This window comes from Pollutibacter soli (genome assembly GCA_029269725.1).
In the GTDB taxonomy this organism is placed as follows: Bacteria; Bacteroidota; Bacteroidia; order Chitinophagales; family Chitinophagaceae; genus Pollutibacter; species Pollutibacter soli.
The window spans coordinates 127360-148754 of record JARJHS010000007.1; the positions used below are offsets into that span (position 1 = coordinate 127360).

Here is a 21395-nt window from a genome sequence, read left to right on the forward strand (position 1 = left end):
CGCCTGAAGAGCTTACACTGACATAAATAATTTCTCTACTGTTACAGTTCTCAGCTTAAATTCCATACCCGCTACCGTTTCCCTCCGGCTTACTGATTTCTGATATCCATTATCAGGCGAAAAAAAATTCCCGGGCACCCTTTTCAACACAATAGATACGGTATGAAGAAGAGCATACTGATGTTGTTTAATATCATTTTCGGGCTTGTTTCCATTGCCGTAACTGCTCAGCCTATGAATGTCGATAGTCTGAAGCGCCTCCTCAACAGACCTGATGACACAACGAAGGTTAATGTGCTGAATAACCTATGCTGGGAATTACGCAATACCGTTCCGGACGAAGCCATCATTTATGGTAGAGAGGCGCTGGCTTTGTCGGAAAAACTTTCTTATAGTCACGGGTTGATACGCGCCTATAACCGTGTTGGCGTAATTCTCATGAGCCAGGGCGAGTATGACACAGCAAAGAATTTTTATCTCGAAGCCATTAAAATTGCCGATGAAGCAAAGAACAAAACGGGCAAGGCAAGCAGTTTGATGAATCTAGGCAACATTGCTTTTTACTCGAATGAGTTTCCCGTGGCCGTCGATTATTTTCAGAAAGCATCCGATATCTATGCAGAAATAAAGGATTCAGCGGGGATTGTGAACTGTTTGATGAATATGGGCGCCATCTATTTCTTCCTCGGGAAATATGATACAACGCTTTTATATCAGCAGAAAGGACTCAGCTTGTTCAGGGCACGGAATATGAAAATGGATGAAGCGCTCAGCCTGGATAATATCGGTGCAACTTATTCTGCCAAGGGAGATTTCACCAACAGCCTGAAAAATCATTTTGAAGCATTGAAAATTCTGGAAACCATCGACGATCGACGGCACATGGCGACTACACTTGGTAACATCGGCAGCGTTTATTCTGACCAGAAAAATTTCAATGAGGCGCTGGTATATTTCAGACGGTCGATGTCTCTGCACGACGAAATTCATAATCATCGAGATCGGATTCTTTCACAAACCAATATTGGTGTTGCACATCAAAGCATGAAGAATCTTGATTCAGCTTTGATTTACTTCCGTAGAAGCCTGGGAGATGCTGAAAAACTTAAAGAAGATGATCTTGCTGCAATGGCAGGACAAGGTATCGGGATGACTTTATACCTGAAAAAAGATCTTCCCGGTGCATTAGGATATTACCAAAGAGCAGAAGCCACATTCAGGAAGCAAGGTCAGAAAGATGCATTGATGTCCGTGCTGAATAACCTTGCCGGCCTGCACAGTGAGATGGGCCACCATAGAGTGGCATTGGATTATGCGAACGAAGCATATAAAGAAGCTGTATCGTCAGGATCTGCTTTAAGGTTACAGACTGCCTATTTTTCACTATCGGAAGTGCATAAGCGAAGAAATGAATTTCCGCTGGCGTTGAAATATTACGAGGAAGCGGTAAAAATAAAAGATTCTCTTTTCAATGAGTCAAAGTCGAGGGAAATCGGACGACTGGAATCTGCACATGAGCTTGACACCAAAGACAAGGAAATCGCATTGCTGAACAAGGATAAAGAAATCAGTGAAGCGCAACGGGCAAGACAAACAATTATCAGGAATGCAATGGCCGGTGTCCTTGCGCTCATTTTATTACTTGCATTTATTCTGATTCGTAATAACAGACAGAAGCAGAAAACAAACCAGTTGCTGACTACAAAAAACGCTGAAATTGTTGCAAGTCGTGAAAAGGCGGAAGAAGCACTCACTGATCTGAAAGCTGCGCAGGCACAACTGGTACAGAGAGAAAAGATGGCATCGCTGGGCGAACTGACTGCGGGCATCGCGCACGAAATACAAAATCCACTCAATTTCATCAATAATTTTTCCGACGTGAACAAAGAGATGGCGGATGAACTGGCAGAGGAATTGAGATCTGGAAATATTGATGAAGCTTTAAAAATTACAGCTGAAATAAAAGAAAATGAATCCAGGATTAATCACCACGGAAAGCGCGCCGATGGAATTGTAAAATCCATGTTACAGCATTCAAGATTCAACGTGGGGCAGAAAGAACTCATCGATATCAATTTACTGGCGGATGAATATTTGCGCATTTCCTATCATGCATTTCTTTCCGGCAAACAAGGATTGAATCTGCGTGATCAGGATGATGGGTTCCATAAATCTTTCGAAGTTCAATTGACGACCATTCTTGATCCATCCATCCGGAAAATTGCTGTGGTGCCACAGGAACTCGGTCGTGTATTCCTGAATTTATTCAATAATGCATTTTATTCGGTTCGCGCCAAAGCAATGGCAGAGAATGAACCGGTACTTGCTGCTGCCGAAGTGGTAAATGGAGGTTCTGATAATACCGGTCTTTCAAAAGAATCTAGACCCGAAATACTTCCCTTCGACCACAAAATTTCCCACAGAGAATTTAAACCGGAAGTCGCGGTGACCAGTTTTGAAAAGGATGGGTTTATATGGCTAAAAGTTTCAGACAACGGTGTGGGGGTTCCTGAAAATATAAAAAGCAAAATATTTCAACCCTTTTTTACTACTAAACCTACGGGCACTGCAACAGGTCTTGGATTGAGTTTAAGTTACGATATCATCAAAGCGCATGGGGGAGAAATTAAACTTATGGATTCGCCTATTGGAGCTGAATTCTTAATCAAATTACCTGTGAGCTGATCAACACATATGCGCGAATTAAATATTCATTTGCGATGAAATTATTCAGTAAATTAACAGTACACTCAGTTCGATCCCCTATACTAACGCCACACCTATAGCCTGTTTACTGTCGCCCGACTTAAACATTTTTATGATAAAAGATCCATCACCATTGGTATCCAGCGTGGCTACAGGGTATAGCCAGCTGTTAAACTCTTTTGATGCAGGTCGTGAAATCGCAGAATCAATGCAGAGTGACCTGGTGTTATCCGGGCAAACATTATTACTTCTTTTTGCAACACCGCATCATAATGTAAACAACCTGATCGCAGGAGTGAAATCTGTTATTGGTGAAGACATTGATGTTCTCGGCTGCACGACTACAGGTTTGATCTGTAACGATTTCATTTCATATACAGGTGCGCTTTCTGGCGGACTCATCATTTCATCAGATCCACCTGGCTTTCATTTTTTTTCAGAAGAAAATATTAATGATAGAGAGTTTGATGCAGGGAAAAAACTTGCAGAAAAAATTAAAAATGCGAATCTTCCCGACGAACATGGTTTGTTGTTTTTCTACGACTCTATCAAAACAACTTCAACGGAAGGCACACCGGAATTGAATCTTGCAACTCCAATACTTCAGGGTTTTAAAGAAGGGTATGGTTACTGGCCAAAGATTGCAGGGATAGGAGCCTGGGGTGATATACAGGTTGTTCATCCCTGCCAGGTATGGATCGAAAATAAGATTCAGCGAAATCTGATCGGAGCGTTATCTGTTTCCGGCCGGTTGAAAATGGATACAGTGATCATGCATGGTACAAAGCCGATGAGTGACTATCACACTATCACCCGCGCAGCAAAAAATGTGATTTATGAAATTGATGGAACGCCTGCACTGGCGTTTATCGATAAGCTGATGGGTGGTTCTGTTCCATGGGAAGAATTTCCATTACTGGTTACGCTTGGTGTGAATACGGGTGATAAGTATGGTGATTACCAGGAAGAATTGTATGCCAGCAGACTTTGTTTTGGAATCGATCAGGAAAACAAGGCATTGATCATGTTTGAAACAGACCTGGAAACAGGCTCAGAAATTCAATTGATGCAACGCAATATCGATTTTAAATATATCGGTCTGCAGGTTGAAAAGCTTTTTGAGAAAGTGGGATCTGCAAAACCTCTTGCAGCATTATACATCGACTGTCTGGGTCGCGTGTCCGGTTTTTCCGGCTTGCAGCAGGAAGAATCACTTGAAGTATATCAGCAATTAAAAGGTCTTCCGTTTTTCGGCATCTTTTCAGGAGTTGAAATCGCAAATGTGGGCAAGGAGGTGAAAGCACTGGACTGGACAGGTGTACTTTGTATTATAAGTGAAAACACTACCCATGAGTGACAATTCCTTTGAAGATGAGCGCGATAAAAAAATTGCTTACTATAAGAAAAAACTGGACGAACTCTCCGCAGAAAATATACGTCACGATTTTATTGTATCCTCACTAAGACATGTTCTTAAGCAGAAAAATGATGCACTGGCTGTACTGAGCATTTTGCAGACAAAGGATGTTTTGTCAATGACGATTGAGGAAATATTTATTGAAGTCTGTAAAAATATCCTGATGAATTCCGGAATGGACTATGTATTAGTATTGATGCCCGGTCAAAACATGAGTCAATTTTATGTCAGTCATTCACTTGGTTTTGCAGAAGAACTAAATGACGGAATGTTCAACCAGGCAATTCCCATTTCATTGAATACAGATGAAAAGTACGTGCTGGTCAACAGATCAAATGAGCTTACTGATGCCAACATGCTTGCTTCATTTTTACCGGTGAAATACTACATCATGGTCCCGGTAATTCTGAATGAATCTCAAAAAGCCTTTATAGTTGCTGGCAGACGACATGAGAAAATGCCTTTCAGTCCTGCCCTGGATAAGAATGATGCTGATATGCTTATTGCGGTAACCTTATGGATAAATTCAATGATCCAAAACCGCAACTTGTTGGATCTGAAGTTGCAAAAATCCGTTGTTGAAAATGAAAATAGAATCATTACTGACCAGAAACTTCTACTGGAACAAACACTCAACGAATTGAAGGCAGCGCAGGATCAGTTGATTCAGAAAGAAAAAATGGCATCGCTTGGCGAACTGACCGCAGGCATCGCACACGAAATACAAAACCCGCTGAATTTTGTAAACAATTTTTCTGAAGTCAACGAAGAGCTTGCAGAAGAACTGGATGAAGAAATCAAAAATGGAAATCAGGAAGCACAGCAGTCTTTGCTGAATGAGATCAGGAATAACAATGAAAAGATCTCACATCACGGAAAACGAGCAGACAGCATAGTTAAATCCATGCTGCAGCATTCCAGAACCAATGCCGGCGTAAAAGAACATGCTGATCTCAATGCACTTGCGGATGAATATTTGCGGCTTGCGTATCATGGGCATCGTGCAAAAGACAAAACCTTCAATGCTGCGCTCGAAACTGATTTCGATCCCGGTGCAAATAAAGTGCATATCATACCCCAGGAAATCGGGCGCGTACTTTTGAATCTTTTCAACAATGCATTTTATGCAGTTGCGGAAAGAAAAAAACAGCAATCTTCCTATTCGCCGATGGTAAAAGTCTCCACGAGGCTAAATGGCAGCAATGTTTTTATCACAGTTTCTGATAATGGTATTGGTATGACTGACCAGGTTAAAGCCAAAATTTTCCAGCCTTTTTTTACAACCAAACCCACGGGCCAGGGCACCGGTTTAGGAATGAGCCTCAGTTATGATATCATCACCAAAAGACATAATGGAGAGTTGAATGTGAAATCAAATCCGGGTATGGGATCAGAGTTTACCATTACAATTCCTGTCTGATTTTATCTAACGATTGTACGTGATTTCTTTTCTGTTTACATGTGGAAATAAATGTAAACTATTACTGGCTACTAACGAACAACGAAAAACGAACAACGAACAACGAAAAACAAATCGCCGTCATCATTTCTGCCCCTCAATCTTAGCCCGTCTTTCCTGGATAGCTTTTACCTTTTCCTTGCTGACTCCAAACACTTTTCCTCTACTGGCATCATCCATAAACTTGTCGATGTACTCCTGGCTTAAAGATGTATTGTCCTGATATTTTTTTCTCAATCTATCAAGTCGCTGGTGCAGGTCTTTTTTGATCTTCTCGTATGCAGGATCGTTATATACATTTTTAAGTTCATCCGGATCTTTTTTGCGATCGATTAACTCCCATTGATCTTCTACAAAATAGTAATGAATTAACTTGTAATCTTTCGTCACGATTGCATAATGGCGATTTACCATGTGCTCGGCAGGATATTCATAGTAGTGATAATACACCTCCTCCCGGGTCCATTTTTTCCTGTCTCCTTTCAATAACGGAACGAGACTTTCTCCCTGCATGTCTTCTGGAATTTTAACTCCGGCCGCATCCAGAAAAGTTTCAGCGAAATCCAGATTCTGCACAAGTTCATCTGATTTTACTCCTGCTTTTGTAACACCCGGCCATGCAATGAGCAATGGTGTTTTAAAAGATTGATCGTACACAAAGCGTTTATCAAACCATCCATGCTCGCCCAGGTAAAACCCCTGGTCGGAAGTGTAAACGATAATGGTATTTTGCATCAGGTTATTTGCTTCCAGGTAATCGAGAACACGTCCCACGTTTTCATCCACCGCCTTTATAGTTCCCAGGTAATCCTGCATATACCGTTGGTATTTCCATTTCATCTTATCCTTCTCACTCATGGCAGGATAAGCTTTTTTAAAATCCTCATTTATTTTAGAATAAGCCTTCCTGAAATGCTCCGCTTGAGATGCGGTAAAACGGCCTGTTTCATATCTATATCTTTGTTTATCGAAGCCGATTTCGGCAATGCCTAATTCATCCATTACTTCAGGAAATACTTTATTGTCGCCTGACCAGGCCATATGATGCATGATATTCATCTCTGCTTCTGAAGCAGGTGTCGCTCTTCCCTTATAGTCATCAAAAAGTGTTGTAGGTTCTCCGAATACTTTATTCGTATACTCATCGAGGTGCCGCTCAGCCATCAGCCAGGAACGATGCGGCGCCTTATGCAGATACATCAGCAGGAAAGGTTGGTCTTTTTTACGCTCCTTTTCCAACCAATCCAGTGTCATATCAGTGATGATATCTGTTACATACCCTTCCACCTTAATGTTGCCTTCGTTCTTTGTGATAAAGTCAGGATTATAATACTGCCCCTGGTCAGGTAGAATCTTAAACTGATCAAATCCCTTCGGATTATTGCCAAAATGCAGCTTGCCAAACATGGCTGTTTGGTACCCCGCTTTCTGAAGCAACTGAGGAAACGTAACATTCGTGGTATCAAACGGAAAATGATTATCAATCTTTCCATTTTTATGAGAATGCTTACCCGTAAGTATGGTGGCGCGTGACGGCGCACAAATGGAGTTGGTCACACTAGCCTGCATAAACAACATGCCCATTTTTGCAATGCGATCAATGTTAGGTGTTTCAATTAAGTGACGATCGTACGCAGAGATGGCCTGGTAAGCATGGTCGTCTGACATAATGAAGACAATGTTCGGCCGACCTGCTTTTTGAGTTTGACATAATCCGGTTATGGCCTGCACGAGGAGAAGCAAGGACATCCATATTTTTTTCAGCATCATTGTTATGGATTATAAGAGAGTCAATTAATGATTTAAGGTAATCAAATTTTCCTGCGCCATGGTTCTCGGGAGCTGGAAGTGGAAGTTTAGGCAGGAGCAGGGAGGCAGGAGGCTCAGCATTTGGAATGTAGTTTCAAAAATGCCTTTACCGCATAGGTTATAAATACTGGCATCTGGTCAATAGCGGACACAGTAATAATAATCGCCGACTTCATTTTCAAACCAGCCACAGCATCAGTTCTGACAACCGAGAACTCCAAACCCAGCGATTAACTCATATGAACGTTTGTTCCTGTCTGCTAACTCTCCTGCCTGGCTCCTGCCTCCTCACTCTCTGCGATCCCTTATTGCGGTCGCGTTTTATCGAAAGCAACATGGCAGCCGTATATGAATTTTGTTTTTATGTTGATCTGCGCCTAATGTAACTTAGGCAATAGGTGAAGGTTCCGGTTTTGAGATCCGAATTCCTGGCTGGAACATGGAACTGGGTATCATTGGTATCTGTGGCAGAATCTCACTGAAATGGAAATGCCCTTACTTCAAAAGCGCTAAATTTATCGGCACAGGTCAGGAGGCATGAGAAAATTAACAGCTATTTCAACCACTGGATTTATTTCCGGAATTCATCCGGTAACAATTTTGTCAAAAGTCGTTACAGCGGTAATTGCCGTGATGATGGCAATGACCGCGCGACCACAATCCATCAGCTTTAAACAAATCGTTCATCATCCTGTAGGCAGCGGTCCGATTCTTTGGCTGGCACAGGATAAAAAAGGATATCTGTGGTACACTCAATTGGGAATTGGCGTTTATCGTTTTGATGGTACAGAAGAAGTCAGTTTTCAGCCAGACGAAACGAAGAAATCTTTTTCAATTTCTGGCAATCAATCCACAGCACTTATTGCAGATCGAAACAATCACATTTGGATTGGTTTTATCGGAACCGGTGTTGACGTCTATGACCAGGAGAGAAAAACATTTACCAATTTCCGCCATGACCCGGGAAATGCAAATAGTATCAGCAGCGATTCTGTGTTGACATTACTTGAAGACAGTAAAGGAAACATCTGGATCGGCAGTTTTGCTGGTGTTGACAAATACGATCCTGAGACCAAAAAGTTTACACATTATCTGTACAACGCAAAGGATCCGAATGGATTAAGTTATGGCGAAGTAGCAACTATTTATGAAGACAAAAACGGAATCATCTGGATCGGATGCAATCATCCTGCGGTAGGTGAAAATGTGCAAAGTGACTTAGGTGGGTTAAACAGGCTGGATCCGGAGTCAGGAAAAATCACCCGGTTTATGCATGATTCGGCAAATGTCAACAGCCTCTTCGCAAATCCGGTAACCGCATTATTTGAAGACAGCCGTGGTAAATTCTGGGTGGGTACATATGGTGACGGACTTCATTCTCTGGACAGAAAAACAGGTATGATCACCCGTTATCCTTTTCGCAGTGAGTATCCGGATTCGTTAAGTCGCGGTCCGTTCAATTACCAAAATCCCGACGATCATATTACGTTTATTGATGAAGATTCTCTTGGATTTTTGTGGATCGGCAATTTCCAGGGTGGAATACAACGCTATGATCCGGTAAACAGAAAAATGCAACATTACGGTCGGACACGAAATGAAAAAGGTCAGTTTACGATTGATTCATCTTCGGGTCTTACTGCATTCACTTTGTACCGAATGTATCATGGCAGGGATGGGCAGATTTTCGTCAGCTCACCGGACCGAAAAATATTTCGCGCAGAGCGACCTAAGCCATCAATACCTTTTGTAAGTATGGGTGTTGTAGATGGCAATGCGTTCTACGATGATGATAAAACAAACACTTTTTGGATTGCCAGCTCTTCAGGCTTGATTAAGAAGAATAAAGAAACAAATGCAGTGTTCGTATACAGGCGTAACAAACAAAATCCTGCGTCTTCTCTGGCATCGGATACCGTCGGCAGCATGCGGGTGGATTCGAAAGGCATCATGTGGCTAGGTACAAACAATGGATTGTGCAGGTTCGACCCTGAAAAAAATTCCTTTAATACTTTTCGTATCGAAGGTGTCGAAGACAATTCCATTAACATGGTCAATTTTGATAAAAAGGGACAAATCTGGGTCAGTTATAATACCAACGGCGTACGATCATTTGATCCAGACAGTATGAAGTTCAAGGCACATTTTCAATATAGCGACCAGGCTGAAAAAGGATTGAACAGTAACCGGGGTTATGGTGTAGCAGAAGATTCGGCAGGAAAATACTGGATCGTCACAAATAACGGGATCAGCAGCTGGGATCCTGTCAGCGAAAAGTTTAAACTTTACCTACGGGGCTACCAGGGTAGAGCCATCTTTTCCGATTCAAAGAATGTGATTTGGGCGGGAACACAATCGGGACTGTTTCGTTATGATCCGTCGCGCGATAAATTTCAATTGTATGTCGACCCGATCATCAGGAAGGATTTTGGAATCGTGCTACATGTGATGGAAGATGGAAAGCAACAGTTATGGGTATCCGCTGTTGATGCGATTTATAAACTTAACAGGGCACGCGACACAGTAACCAAATACGGCAATAGTTATGGAGTTAAAAAAAGTGGTTTTGATTTTGGCGATAACCTGATTGGGAAAGATGGTAAAATCTATATCGGCGATGTAAAAGGATATTATGCATTTGACCCTGAAAGTTTAAAGGAAATTGACTCCCGTCCTTTACTTAACATTACACACATCAATATCAGTAATCCAAATGTCAATGCCGAAAAAATCACACTTTTAAATGAAAACCTGGTCGTAACACCTAAACTCGACCTGACTTATAATGAAAACAATTTCTCTTTCGATTTCAATGCATTTGATTATGAAAGTCCGGGTGATGAAAATTACATGTACATACTTGAGAATTATGATGACGAGTGGCGTTATGTAGGAAAAGAAAAGCGTGCCTATTTTTTCAATATACCACCGGGTAAATATAATTTTCGTGTAAGAGCCATTAACGGGCAGGACCAATGGGTTGAAAAATCGATTGCTGTAGTTGTGACTCCACCCTGGTGGAAAACCTGGTGGGCCTATACGCTGGGTATAATTTTATTTGCAGCCGGAATCTGGCGGATCATTGTCAGCAGATCGAAGCAGTTGAAAATGGCAAATGTTCAACTCGAGGAAAAAGTAAAGGTCCGAACCGAAGAATTAAACAAATCCCTGCAGGATTTGCAATCTACTCAATCACAACTTGTACAACGCGAGAAAATGGCTTCGCTTGGTGAGTTGACAGCAGGTATTGCACATGAGATTCAGAATCCATTGAACTTTGTAAATAATTTTTCAGAGGTTAATAAAGAATTGATCGATGAATTGAAAGCAGAAATACTTGCTGACAGAAAAGATACTGCGTTACAGATTGCAGATGATCTTTCACAGAACCAGGAAAAAATTAATTATCATGGTAAACGCGCAGACAGTATTGTTAAATCAATGCTGCAACATTCCCGCAGCAGCGACGGAAACAAAGTAAAAACCGATCTGAATAAATTAGCGGATGAATACCTTCGGCTTGCTTATCATGGTTTTCGCGCGAAAGAGAAAGAGGCCAACATCAGTATAAGATCTGAGTTTGATCCATCCATTGGTGAAGTGTCGATGTTACCGGAAGATATCGGTCGAGTGTTGCTCAACATACTGAACAATTCATTCCAGGCCGTGATGGAAAAGAAAAAGAAATCATCTGCCGGTTATATTCCGGAAGTGAGCCTGGTTACAAAAAAGCTGACACGTTATGCAGAGATTCGTATATCGGATAATGGTGAAGGCATTCCCGAAGAGATAAGAGATAAAGTATTGCAACCTTTCTTTACAACAAAACCTACCGGGCAGGGAACCGGCCTTGGACTGTCGTTGAGTTATGATATCATCGCAAAAGGACACAATGGAAATCTCAGTTTTGAGTCCACAAAAGGAGCAGGTACTGATTTTATCATTGCGATACCGATCTAATATGCTTGCCGCCTGCTGATTATATTTCAGGTTAGCCTTCGGCCCTTCTTAATCGCCTGCGGCGATTGGTTTAAATGCGCGACGCGGAAGGTCGCGGAGAAACAGCCCGCAGAGAAGCGCGGAGAAAGTGCTATTATGTAAAACGATTTTCTTGTACGAACAATTTTCAATCGCTCATATTTGTATTTTACATGTATTTCTCCCGTTCCGGTGTTCACATTTGCCAAAGGCTATTCTACCGTATTCTCAAAAGCAATTTCCTTTTTAAAACTGTTTTATATTCTCGCATGAAAACGTACGGAGAAAACATTCACCGGACCATGTCTGTCTTTGTTGTAAGCAGGGTTTATAATCAATTGATAAGCGCCACTTAAATAGATGCTTTTCTTCCGGAGTGCGAATGAATAATATAATTCCATGAGTTGTTCGTTGGTATAATTAAGATTACCATCTCCTAGCATAAAGCCCTTACCGCCGGCCATGAGATAATTGCGATGCGGTTTTGAAATTCCTGAAATAACATAGGCGATTCCAACATTGTCATCCGATCTGTGCCAACGTTTGCCCGTAACCGTAAGTCCACCACTCAGGCTCCGATCGATTTCGGTGAAAGTCCAGGTTTCGTTATTGCCATCGTTCCAACTCAATCGCAGAAAACAACCCAGGTCGTCAGCCAGGTATTGATCTGCACTGATACCAAAGCCAAATTTTGTGCGACCGGTCACTCTTGTTTGTTCAATATCAGGATTGACAGGACTCAGCTCAATACTCCTTTTATAATTGCCCATGTTTGCAACAGTGAGAAATCCAAGCAAACGAATTGAGCCATTCCTGGTATTAATCTTATGTCTTCTGGTGTACTCAAAAGAATGAGAACCTGCTTCAGTTATGTTCCAGTTCATGTTTCTTCCATTGGCCGTCAGCGGTTCCAGTGAAAAGCCGTACCTCAGTTCAAAAGAGGGTGAAATGTATTCTAACACAATGCTGGGTGTATAACCTCGTGTATCTGCCGGATAATCCCATGCACCATTGTCCATCAGTGCCCAGCTCATAAACTGCGTCCTTGCATCATGACTGAATTCGTTGTCGTCAAAAAAATCAGCAATGCTCAGCTTGCCAACGGTCAAGGCTATATATTTCTCGGGATAGTATCCACCCATTTCATTAAAATCGGGTTCTTTCCAGGCCTTATTTATTGATAACGCAAATCGCTGCTGGTAAAATAACCGGGCCATATAAATTTTTGGCGAAGGATCACCGATGCGAAATGTTTCTCCGTTGGGTGCTGCTCCTACACCCAATACCTGGCTAAGACCACTGCCACCTGCAATTTCGGGATTAATAAAAACAACAGCGCCTTTCCAGAGTTTCGCACCAGCAAAAAGTGTGGACGTTACCGATACATGACTTTCATCTGCTGTAATAAGACTGTTATCACCCGAATACTTTGCAGAAAAACCAGATTTGTATTGATAGATGACTGTTGCCTGTACATGAATGGAGAAACGATTTTTTAGCGTCGTATCCCGTTGGGCATAAACGCCGCAGGAAAGAATGATGGCAAAAATTAGAAAAGCATATCTCATGGGAGTGCCATTACACGGTTCAACGTTTAACGTTAAATGTTGAACGTACGCCTATGCGAGTTAAGTCATTTCACTGAATAGCCGGAATTCAATACTGACAACGCATCCATCACTCGAAACAACAGACGTTCCACGTATAACGTTCAACGTTCTGCGTCTACATTTCCTGCAGGTATTTTCTTACAAAACGAATCGCCATTGATCCTTCACCAACGGCTGCTGAAATACCTGTCAGCGCACCATATCTTACATCGCCTGATGCGAAGATTCCAGGTATACTTGTTTCGGGAACATAAGGATCGCGGTTGAGTTTCCAGAACGAATGAAATGATTTTTGTTTTTTGAGGTCATTACCGCAAATGATATATCCTTTTTCATCTTTTATCACCAGTTCACGCAACCATTCCGCACCTGGCTTGGTGCCGATATATATAAAAAGTGTTTTCGTGGAGACTGTTTCTTCTACTCCTGTATTGACATTTTTTAAGGTGATATTCTCCAGCACTTCTTTGCCATCACAGGAAATCACTTCTGTATTGCACAGCACACGAATATTTCTTGTATGTCCTACATTTTCCACCAGGTAATTTGCAGCTGTTTGTGAAAGTGAATTTTTCCGGATAATGATATTCACTTCTTTCGCGAACTTACTCATATACATGGCAGCCTGGCATGCCGAATTGCCGCCCCCGACAATATAAATCACTTCATTACGACACGCATGCGCTTCCACCGAAGCAGCACCATAGTAAACACCGGCACCGGAAAATTTTTCCGCCCCGGGGATTTCCAATTTTTTATAGGCGACACCTGTGGCGATCACAATTGTTTTGCTATGAACTTCTGAACCGTCTTTGAGTCTGGTGATTTTGTATCCATCACGGGTAGTGATGGAATCCACTTCAGCTGGAGTCAGAATTTCAGTGCCGAAACGAAGCGTTTGCGTGATTGCTCTTCGCGAGAGATCGGCGCCGGAAAGCCCCGTAGGAAAGCCAAGATAATTTTCAATCCTCGCACTGCTGCTGGCTTGTCCGCCCGGATTGCTTTTTTCAATCAGCAATGTTTTTAAACCTTCACAGGATCCATATACTGATGCGGCAAGACCAGCGGGTCCTGCGCCGATGATCAGTACATCGTACATTTCCTTGGTCGCTTTTTGTTGCAGGCCAACGGCATTGCCCAGGTCATTGATACCGGGATCTGTCAGAAAAGTGCCATCTTTCAATACAACCAATGGCAAATCTGACCTGGAAGTATTTGCGCTGATGAGGTACTTCTCTGCTTCCGGATCATTTTCGATATCTATCCATATGTAGGGAATCAGATTTCCCGAAAGAAATTCCTTTAAGCGATGTGATTTTGGCGACCATTGATAACCGATAATCCGGGTCGCTTCGTGATCAGGCCTGTACAATGCCTGCCATTGATCAAGCAGATCATTTACAACGGGAAATAATTTTTCTTCAGCGGGATGCCAGGGCTTCAACAAATAATAATCCAGCTTAACATCATTGATCGATTTGATTGCCGCTTCAATATCAGAATATGCTGTCAGCAAAATCTTTTTTGCTTCCGGGAAAATTTCATTGGCTTTTTCCAGCAATACCACGCCATCCATTTCCGGCATGCGTTGATCACAAATGATCAATGCGACAGCGTCATTTTTTAATTTCAGCTCATGGATTAATTCGAGTGCATCCGCAGCTGATTCCGTTGCAGCGATCTTATAATCTTCCCGGTATTCATTCCTGATATCCCTCTGAATTGCCCTCAACACCTGGATATCATCATCGATCATTATTATATAGGGTAACTTCATAAATCAACCCGCATTTGTTTTTGATTCTGGTTTTTTCTGCAGTGGGAGTATAACTTTGAACTCTGTATGCCCGGGCGAAGATTTTACTTTGATCTCGCCCTCATGTCTTTTCACAATACGATTCACGATATCGAGTCCGATCCCGGTTCCCTCACCTGTTTTTTTAGTAGTGAAGAATGGATCAAATATTCTTGACAATATTTCTGCTGGAATTCCGGCGCCGGAATCGGAAATACAAACAGTTGCCGTTTTGTCATCGCAGGTAGTCTCCACCGTTAGCGTTCCGTTCTTGTCCATAGCAAAAACTGCGTTGTCGATGAGGTTGGTCCACACCTGGTTGAGTTCACCGACATAAGCGGGCACCTGGGGCATGTCGCAATTGAAATGTTTTACAACTTCGATATTCTTTTCTCTTAGTTTAAAGCCCATCAGGGTCAATGTGTTTTCGAGGTCCTTATGTACATCTGTTAATTGAAGCTCGTTTGTTCGATCCATGTGAACATGGCTCTTTATCGCGCCAACCAGGTCAGAAATTCTTCCGGCAGCGTGATCCATATCACTGATCACTTTTTCTGAACTGATCAGGTTTTCAATCCAGGGAAGGACATGAAGAAAATGTTCCTTTCCCAGTTTCGCGTGAAGGGATTCCAGTTCTTCAATTTTAAAACCATACTCGGCGAATGTTTCTGCAATCTCACGTTTATTCAGCCCCTTATCAATCAGCCAATCATCGAGCTCGTCTTCATACATCATCCTTTTGGAAGTAGAAAGCCTGGGATTTACTTCTCCTGATTTTTCTTTCACCATAGTCCGGATCAGCCGAATATCTTCCCGCTCTATCCCACTGCCGATAAGTTCCTCAGTAAGTTCGTAGTTACGGTTGAGCCTCTCCGTGAGGTCAGCTGCAATGCCCTTGATCGCCGAAGAAGGATTGTTTAATTCATGTGCGATACCAGCTGCAAGTTTTCCGAGAGCGTCAACTTTTTCATGTTGCAGTTTGGTGGTAGCAAAGATCTTTGCCCGCTCGGTCATGTACCCGATCAGTTTCTGAATGAATGACGGGTTTAATGACTCCAGTTCATGAAAATGATCTTTATGAAGCCGTAGCAATCTCACTTTCCCCAAGGCATATGAAGTGCCCGGATAAGTTTTCATTCTCGAATAGGGAAGAAGTCCCCCGACACCGCCGGTGATATCATTGTTCTCAAACGTGATGTAATACACCTGCCGGCCATTTACATTCATATAGAAAGAAACTTTTCCTTCAAGGTTGATCCACATCACCTCAGAAGGAGAGCCAAATTTTCCGATGATGTCACCATCTTCATACTCCTCATATACGGAATGGTCAATGAGCCATTGCAAATGTTCATCCGGCAATTCGCTTACGGCGATATTATTTCTCAATTCATCAATGGTGACCTGTGCCATGAATTTCAGATTTCCCGAATTAAAGTGAAGTTTAGCAAGTTACACTTTCCGGTCGGTTCAGGCGGATTTTAAAACCAGCAATTGATCGTTCGTAATTACCTGAGATGTTCAACAAAATACATATCGAGTAAACCTTTATTTTTTGCATCGATCTTTCCGCGGTAATTGCACTCGGTGTTCTCCCTTACCAGTTCGTAAGTGGCATTTGATATATTGATCTTTGCCGGCTCGGATTCCTGTTCCATTCTTGCTGCAATATTTACTGTATCGCCCCAGATATCGTACTGAAATTTTTTAAAGCCTACAACACCAGCGATTACGGGGCCTGTGTGTATTCCAATGCGCATTTCAAGCCATTCGGACTCCGGCAGGCCTTTATTCTGTTTCTGCAAAAAATCCTGCATCTGCATAGCAGCTTTGATCATATCCAGCGCGCCTTCGCCTGCATCGACATTTAATCCCCCGATAGCTACATACGCATCACCGATGGTTTTGATTTTTTCAAGCCGGTTCTTAACCATCAGTTCATCGAAATAACTGAAATAATAATCGATCTTGTTGATGAGTTCTTCCGGACTCAATCTTTCGGCAATCTTTGTGAATCCCTTGATGTCGGCAAACATCACCGTTATATTGTCGAGCTTCTGTGCAGTTGTCTTTCCGGTTCTTTTCAGTTCCTCAATTGAATCTTTTGGAAGCATGTTCTCCAGCATTTCATCTACTTTTCCTTTTTCAAGTTCGATGGCTTCCGTTCTTTCCAGTACCCTTGATTCCAGCTGTTGATACAACAATGCACTTTCCAGTGATACAGCAACCTGTGCAGAAATCACACTCAGGATATTTATCTTCTGCTCATCAAACACATGCTGATGCTGGAAATTTTCAAGATATAAAACACCAAATATTTCACCCTGTTTGATGATGGGATATGCCATCAAAGATTTCGGCTGATGCGTTTCAAAATAAGAGGTGCGTGAATAGTCGGAGGACAATGCGGGATCGTTCACAATCAAAGGCTCGATCAATCGCACGACATAGCGAATGATACTCATCGGCAGCAAATCATTATCTGCAGGAAGATCTATTGTTTCAATTCCTTTAGATATGGAATACCTGGACTTGATTATGAGGTCGTTTCCGGACCTGACCAGCAAATGCCCTGTATCCGCGCCACTGTACTGGATAATTGTCTTCATCAGTTGCTCAACGAGTCCGTCAATATCTTTCTCAATATTGATGGCGTGTGTCGCTTTAAGTAAGAGGTTCAGATCCATTCCCGTGAAAGCCGATTCTCTTATTTCTGTTTCTGTTGCGGCCTGTGAAATGCTCTGGTTAAAAAGATCAGGATTTTTCTGTTCGATGTCTTTCACTTTTGCAACAGCTCCCCATGCCATCCAATCTTTTCGCGCATGATCAAGATAGGCATAAGCAATATTCTTATTTCCCGATTTTAGTTGATGATATCCTGCAAGTTCATTGGCAAGCGCCTTGTAATTGATAAAGCGATATTGTTCTGCGCTCTCAATGGCTTTTTCAAAAAGACCCATGGCTTCGAAATCCCTTCCTGATACCCTTGCCAGTTCGGCAGATGCGATGAGGTATTGAGGCTCAAAATTCGCAGCGCAGTTTCTTGTCCAGGCCTTTAATTTCTGCACATGTTTTCTTAGCTGTGATAGGGGATTGCCGCGGAAAGACAGTTTGTTCTCATAAGCGGATGCACAAATCAGCGCACCGTAAAAATGAAATTCGGCAAACTCATACCGCTGCTGGATAAATGCCATATATTTTGATCCCTGCTGATAGCAATCACTCGCTTCCTGCCGGTAACCAAACAAATGTAACGTCAACATGTACCCGATGCTGGCATCTGCAGCAACCGTGAATGAAGAGGATGCAATACTTTCCGCAATGAGCTGTTTTGGGTCAATTCCGGACGGATGAAGAATGTTGGTCTCGATACCCAACAAACATCGCACTGGAAAATGATAACCTTCAAGGAAATGACGTGTTTCGAGATCGCGCCGCTGATCCACCTGCCGCAGATAGTTTTCAAAAGATTCATTCACTTCTGCAAGCGGAAATCCGAGCGCAAATATTTTCTGGTGATAGATAAACACGGCATAGCCAGCAAATATCGGATCGCCGTTGGCGAATGCGCCGTTTTCTATTTCAAGTATATTATCAATTTCCGGACGGACGGGTTCAGTCCAGTGATGAACAAAATTGTAATAAGATAAACGAACCTTCCATTTCAGAGCCGTGTAGCCCAGCTGGTTGTTCAATTGCAATGCGACATCGGCCAGCTTTTTGCCCATATGGTATTTTCCGAAAAGCTGGGAAACCAGCATACCGTATCCTATATAACAGAATGAAGAAATTCCGTTATTTCCTTCGTTCAGTGAATTGAAAAACATCCGCATAAAATTCCAGGCAAACAGGTTCTGATCGTACTGATACATAGTCGGTGCCATGGCTAAAAGAAATTCCTGCAGGCGGATCTTTTCAGCATCTTTCATCAATGGTCGCCCGAGCAAAAGTGGAATTTCGGACTCCTTCACTTTTATCCTCGCTGTCATCACATCTTTTAAAAGCAACGCCATCGTTGCCGCTTTGCCTGAAGGCATGTGGATATCAAAAAGTCGATAACCGATTCTACCTGCGTCGATTGCTTCTTTTTTCCGGTCCTGGATATTGTAGAGATATACTTTTATAAACAGCGTGTTCAGCTTGTCGATGCGTGTGCGACAAACCTTGTATAAATCATCGAGGTCTTTTTCCGCTACTTCATATTTGCCGGTCAGGTACCTGCATTCTGCCTGTTGCAGTTGCACATCAAAACATTTTTCGTAGTCGTTATCGAAGCTGAGGTGCTGCCGCGCAACATCAAAATAGCGGATGGCTGCTTCATATGCGGATGCATTCCTGGCTTTGATGCCGGCCAGGTGATTGTATTTTACAAGTAATTGTTTCTCTTCCGGAGAGTTCACTAAACTGGCTGCAACATTAAAATGATTCGCAAGCTGGAAAATTTCCTCATCTGTTTCATTTTCCCGGATGCGTGCAATTTTGATCCTTGCAGCAGCGAGGTTCAACGCGGCCAGGTCTTTTTCACCCACAAGAACAAGCACAGCCTGCCGGATACGATCGTGTGAAAAACGAAAACGCGTATTACCCAGGGCTTCAAGATCTTTCTCCCCGATATCCCTGATCGTTCTGAAAAACGCATCCAGGTTTTCATCGAGGGAAATGATATAACCCATGTTGACCGCTGCTGAAAGTTCCAGCGCTACTTCGTTTTGTTTTTTCTCAGCGATTTGTGCAAGTGTTTTCAGATCGAAAACATCCCCCAGGGCTGACGCGATTCGCAGAAGTGATTTTAATCCATAGTCCAGATTTTCCATTTTATCAACCAGGAAATCAACTACGTTTGCGCTGATTCCCATATCCTGGAAAATCTTTTCATCCCAGACCCAGGCACCTTCATCGTTCCGGATAAGTAATTTATCCTCGAAAAGTGACGTTAGCAGCTGAATTGTAAAAAAAGTATTGCCCCCTGTTTTTAAAAACATTTTCTCGCCAAATTCTTCGGCTTTATCCAAAGGAAAATGGAGTGTTTCCCTGATGAGTGTGGTGGTGTCATTTTTATCCAGCTCGGGAATACGAATAGATTCATATCTGATCCACTGTTCCTGCCGCTTCAGCGATTGCATTAATGGATGTGTAGGTTCAACTTCATTATCACGAAAAGCGCCGATAAAAAGGAAGTTTTTTATAGTGTCATCCATCAGAATCAATTCGATCAATTGGATGGATGCGATGTCCGCCCATTGCAGATCATCAAGAAAAAGTATAAGTGAATGATCGCCGCTGGTGAAGCAAGTGATGAAACGGATAAATGTCTGTTGAAATCTTTTCTGTGCTTCCTCCGGTGGCAATGGATTCAACGCTTCCTGTGTTCCAATGAGTAGCTCGAGTTCGGGAATAACTTCTGTAATAATCCCGCCGTTGTTATTTAATCCCGAGAGTAACCGGCTTTTCCAATACACGAGATCTTCATCCGGTTCAAGATTCAGCTTTCTTATCAATTCGCGCATGGCGATGAGTAAAGCGCTGTAGGGAATATGGCGCTGCATCGTATCAAACTTTGCACGAACCATGGGCACACGTTCAGAAACTTTTGAGCGATAGAATTCCTGTACAATTCTCGTTTTTCCTACACCCGAATATCCACTGATATATACTACCTGCTTGTTTCCGATGATTGCTTTTTTATATAATTGCTCAAGCGTATTTAGTTCACCCGCGCGACCAATAAGCCTTGAAGTAGGAATGATCTTGGTGATCTTATCCTTGGTGCCGAGCTTGATTTTTTCATTTCGTGAAATGGCATCGGACGCAAGACCGAGATCATTCAATAATCCCTCGCAGCTCTGGTAACGATCCTCGGGGTTTTTTGAAATCAGTTTAAGCACTATATCGTTCAGCACATACGGAATATCTTTTTTAATGGATATCGGCTCTTTCGCAGGAACAGCTAAATGCGCATGAATTATTTCCACCGGATCGGTAAATGAAAATGGTGGAATTCCTGTAAGCAATTCATAAAAGATAATTCCCAATGCATACAGATCCGCACGCTGATCGGTTTGCTGCGCTATCCTCCCGGTTTGTTCCGGACTGATGTATTGCAGTTCAAGAAAATCTGTTTTCTGGTGAACAAGATTTCTTTCCTTCTTGAAAATCCTTGTCGCTTTCCTCAGATCACCAAGCTTGCAGGCGAGATTATCAGCATCGAGTAAAATGTTCTCCGGGTTGAGATTTTTTATAATCCAGCCTCGTGCATGAAATTCACCAATCAAAGTCGCAATATTTTTTGCAATCAGTATAAAGTCTGCCGGTAAAAGACGTTTGTGTTGCTGCAGAAAAAACCTGAGAGAAATCGCGGGGAAATGTTTGTACAGGACACTGGCCTGAACACCCTGTTCGAAAAATTCAATCGGTTCGAGCAAAATCTCCAGCTTCAGTTCTTTTGCCAGTTCAATACTGCTTCTCAAGCCTGCCATTTGCTGTCCATCCAGCCGGAAGAATTTTTTTAGCAGATAAGGTGTGCCGGCGGTTTTATGTTTTACTGCATGTAACTGGTAATAGTTCGTTCGAACCAGTTCAGCTGTATCGATATATTCGTCTGGTCTGCTCAAAGAAGTTGAA

At 42.4% G+C, this 21395-nt stretch carries 9 protein-coding genes; 4 read left to right on the forward strand and 5 right to left on the reverse strand.

All coding sequences use genetic code 11. The features are described 5' to 3' along the window. The first annotated feature begins 162 nt into the window (after positions 1-162). The 3 genes from P2W82_RS17165 to P2W82_RS17175 all read left to right on the forward strand — a co-directional run bounded on the left by P2W82_RS17165 (position 163) and on the right by P2W82_RS17175 (position 5543). Positions 163-2685 (forward strand): tetratricopeptide repeat protein, encoded by a 2523-nt coding sequence (locus P2W82_RS17165; protein WP_336517148.1) that lies wholly within the window; start codon positions 163-165, stop codon positions 2683-2685. Positions 2686-2818: 133 nt separating this feature from the next. Next, positions 2819-4063 (forward strand): FIST N-terminal domain-containing protein, encoded by a 1245-nt coding sequence (locus P2W82_RS17170; RefSeq protein ID WP_336517149.1) that lies wholly within the window; start codon positions 2819-2821, stop codon positions 4061-4063. Continuing rightward, positions 4056-5543 (forward strand): sensor histidine kinase, encoded by a 1488-nt coding sequence (locus P2W82_RS17175; protein ID WP_336517150.1) that lies wholly within the window; start codon positions 4056-4058, stop codon positions 5541-5543. The genes P2W82_RS17170 and P2W82_RS17175 overlap by 8 nt, the downstream gene beginning before the upstream one ends. A gap of 123 nt (positions 5544-5666) precedes the next feature. Here the strand turns inward: P2W82_RS17175 and P2W82_RS17180 are convergent, their stop codons facing one another. Next, positions 5667-7352 carry a sulfatase family protein gene (locus P2W82_RS17180; protein WP_336517151.1) on the reverse strand — a complete coding sequence of 562 codons (1686 nt, stop codon included), beginning with the start codon at positions 7350-7352 and terminating at the stop codon, positions 5667-5669. A 576-nt stretch (positions 7353-7928) separates the two neighbouring features. On the opposite strand from P2W82_RS17180, the gene P2W82_RS17185 reads away from it, so the two are divergent. Then, the gene (locus tag P2W82_RS17185) at positions 7929-11351 is read left to right on the forward strand and encodes a two-component regulator propeller domain-containing protein (RefSeq protein ID WP_336517152.1); all 3423 of its coding nucleotides are present in this window, start codon (positions 7929-7931) and stop codon (positions 11349-11351) included. 275 nt (positions 11352-11626) lie between these two features. On the opposite strand, the gene P2W82_RS17190 is transcribed toward P2W82_RS17185, so the two are convergent. From P2W82_RS17190 to P2W82_RS17205, 4 genes are all read right to left on the reverse strand, one after another. Continuing rightward, entirely contained in the window at positions 11627-12937 is a 1311-nt protein-coding gene (locus tag P2W82_RS17190; protein ID WP_336517153.1) for a carbohydrate porin, read from the reverse strand. A gap of 157 nt (positions 12938-13094) precedes the next feature. Then, positions 13095-14756, reverse strand: coding sequence for an FAD-dependent oxidoreductase (locus tag P2W82_RS17195; RefSeq protein WP_336517154.1), 1662 nt, complete (start codon positions 14754-14756; stop codon positions 13095-13097). Positions 14757-14759: 3 nt separating this feature from the next. Next, the gene (locus P2W82_RS17200) at positions 14760-16187 is read right to left on the reverse strand and encodes an ATP-binding protein (RefSeq protein ID WP_336517155.1); all 1428 of its coding nucleotides are present in this window, start codon (positions 16185-16187) and stop codon (positions 14760-14762) included. Positions 16188-16282: 95 nt separating this feature from the next. After that, entirely contained in the window at positions 16283-21385 is a 5103-nt protein-coding gene (locus tag P2W82_RS17205; RefSeq protein WP_336517156.1) for an adenylate/guanylate cyclase domain-containing protein, read from the reverse strand. Positions 21386-21395: the final 10 nt, after the last annotated feature.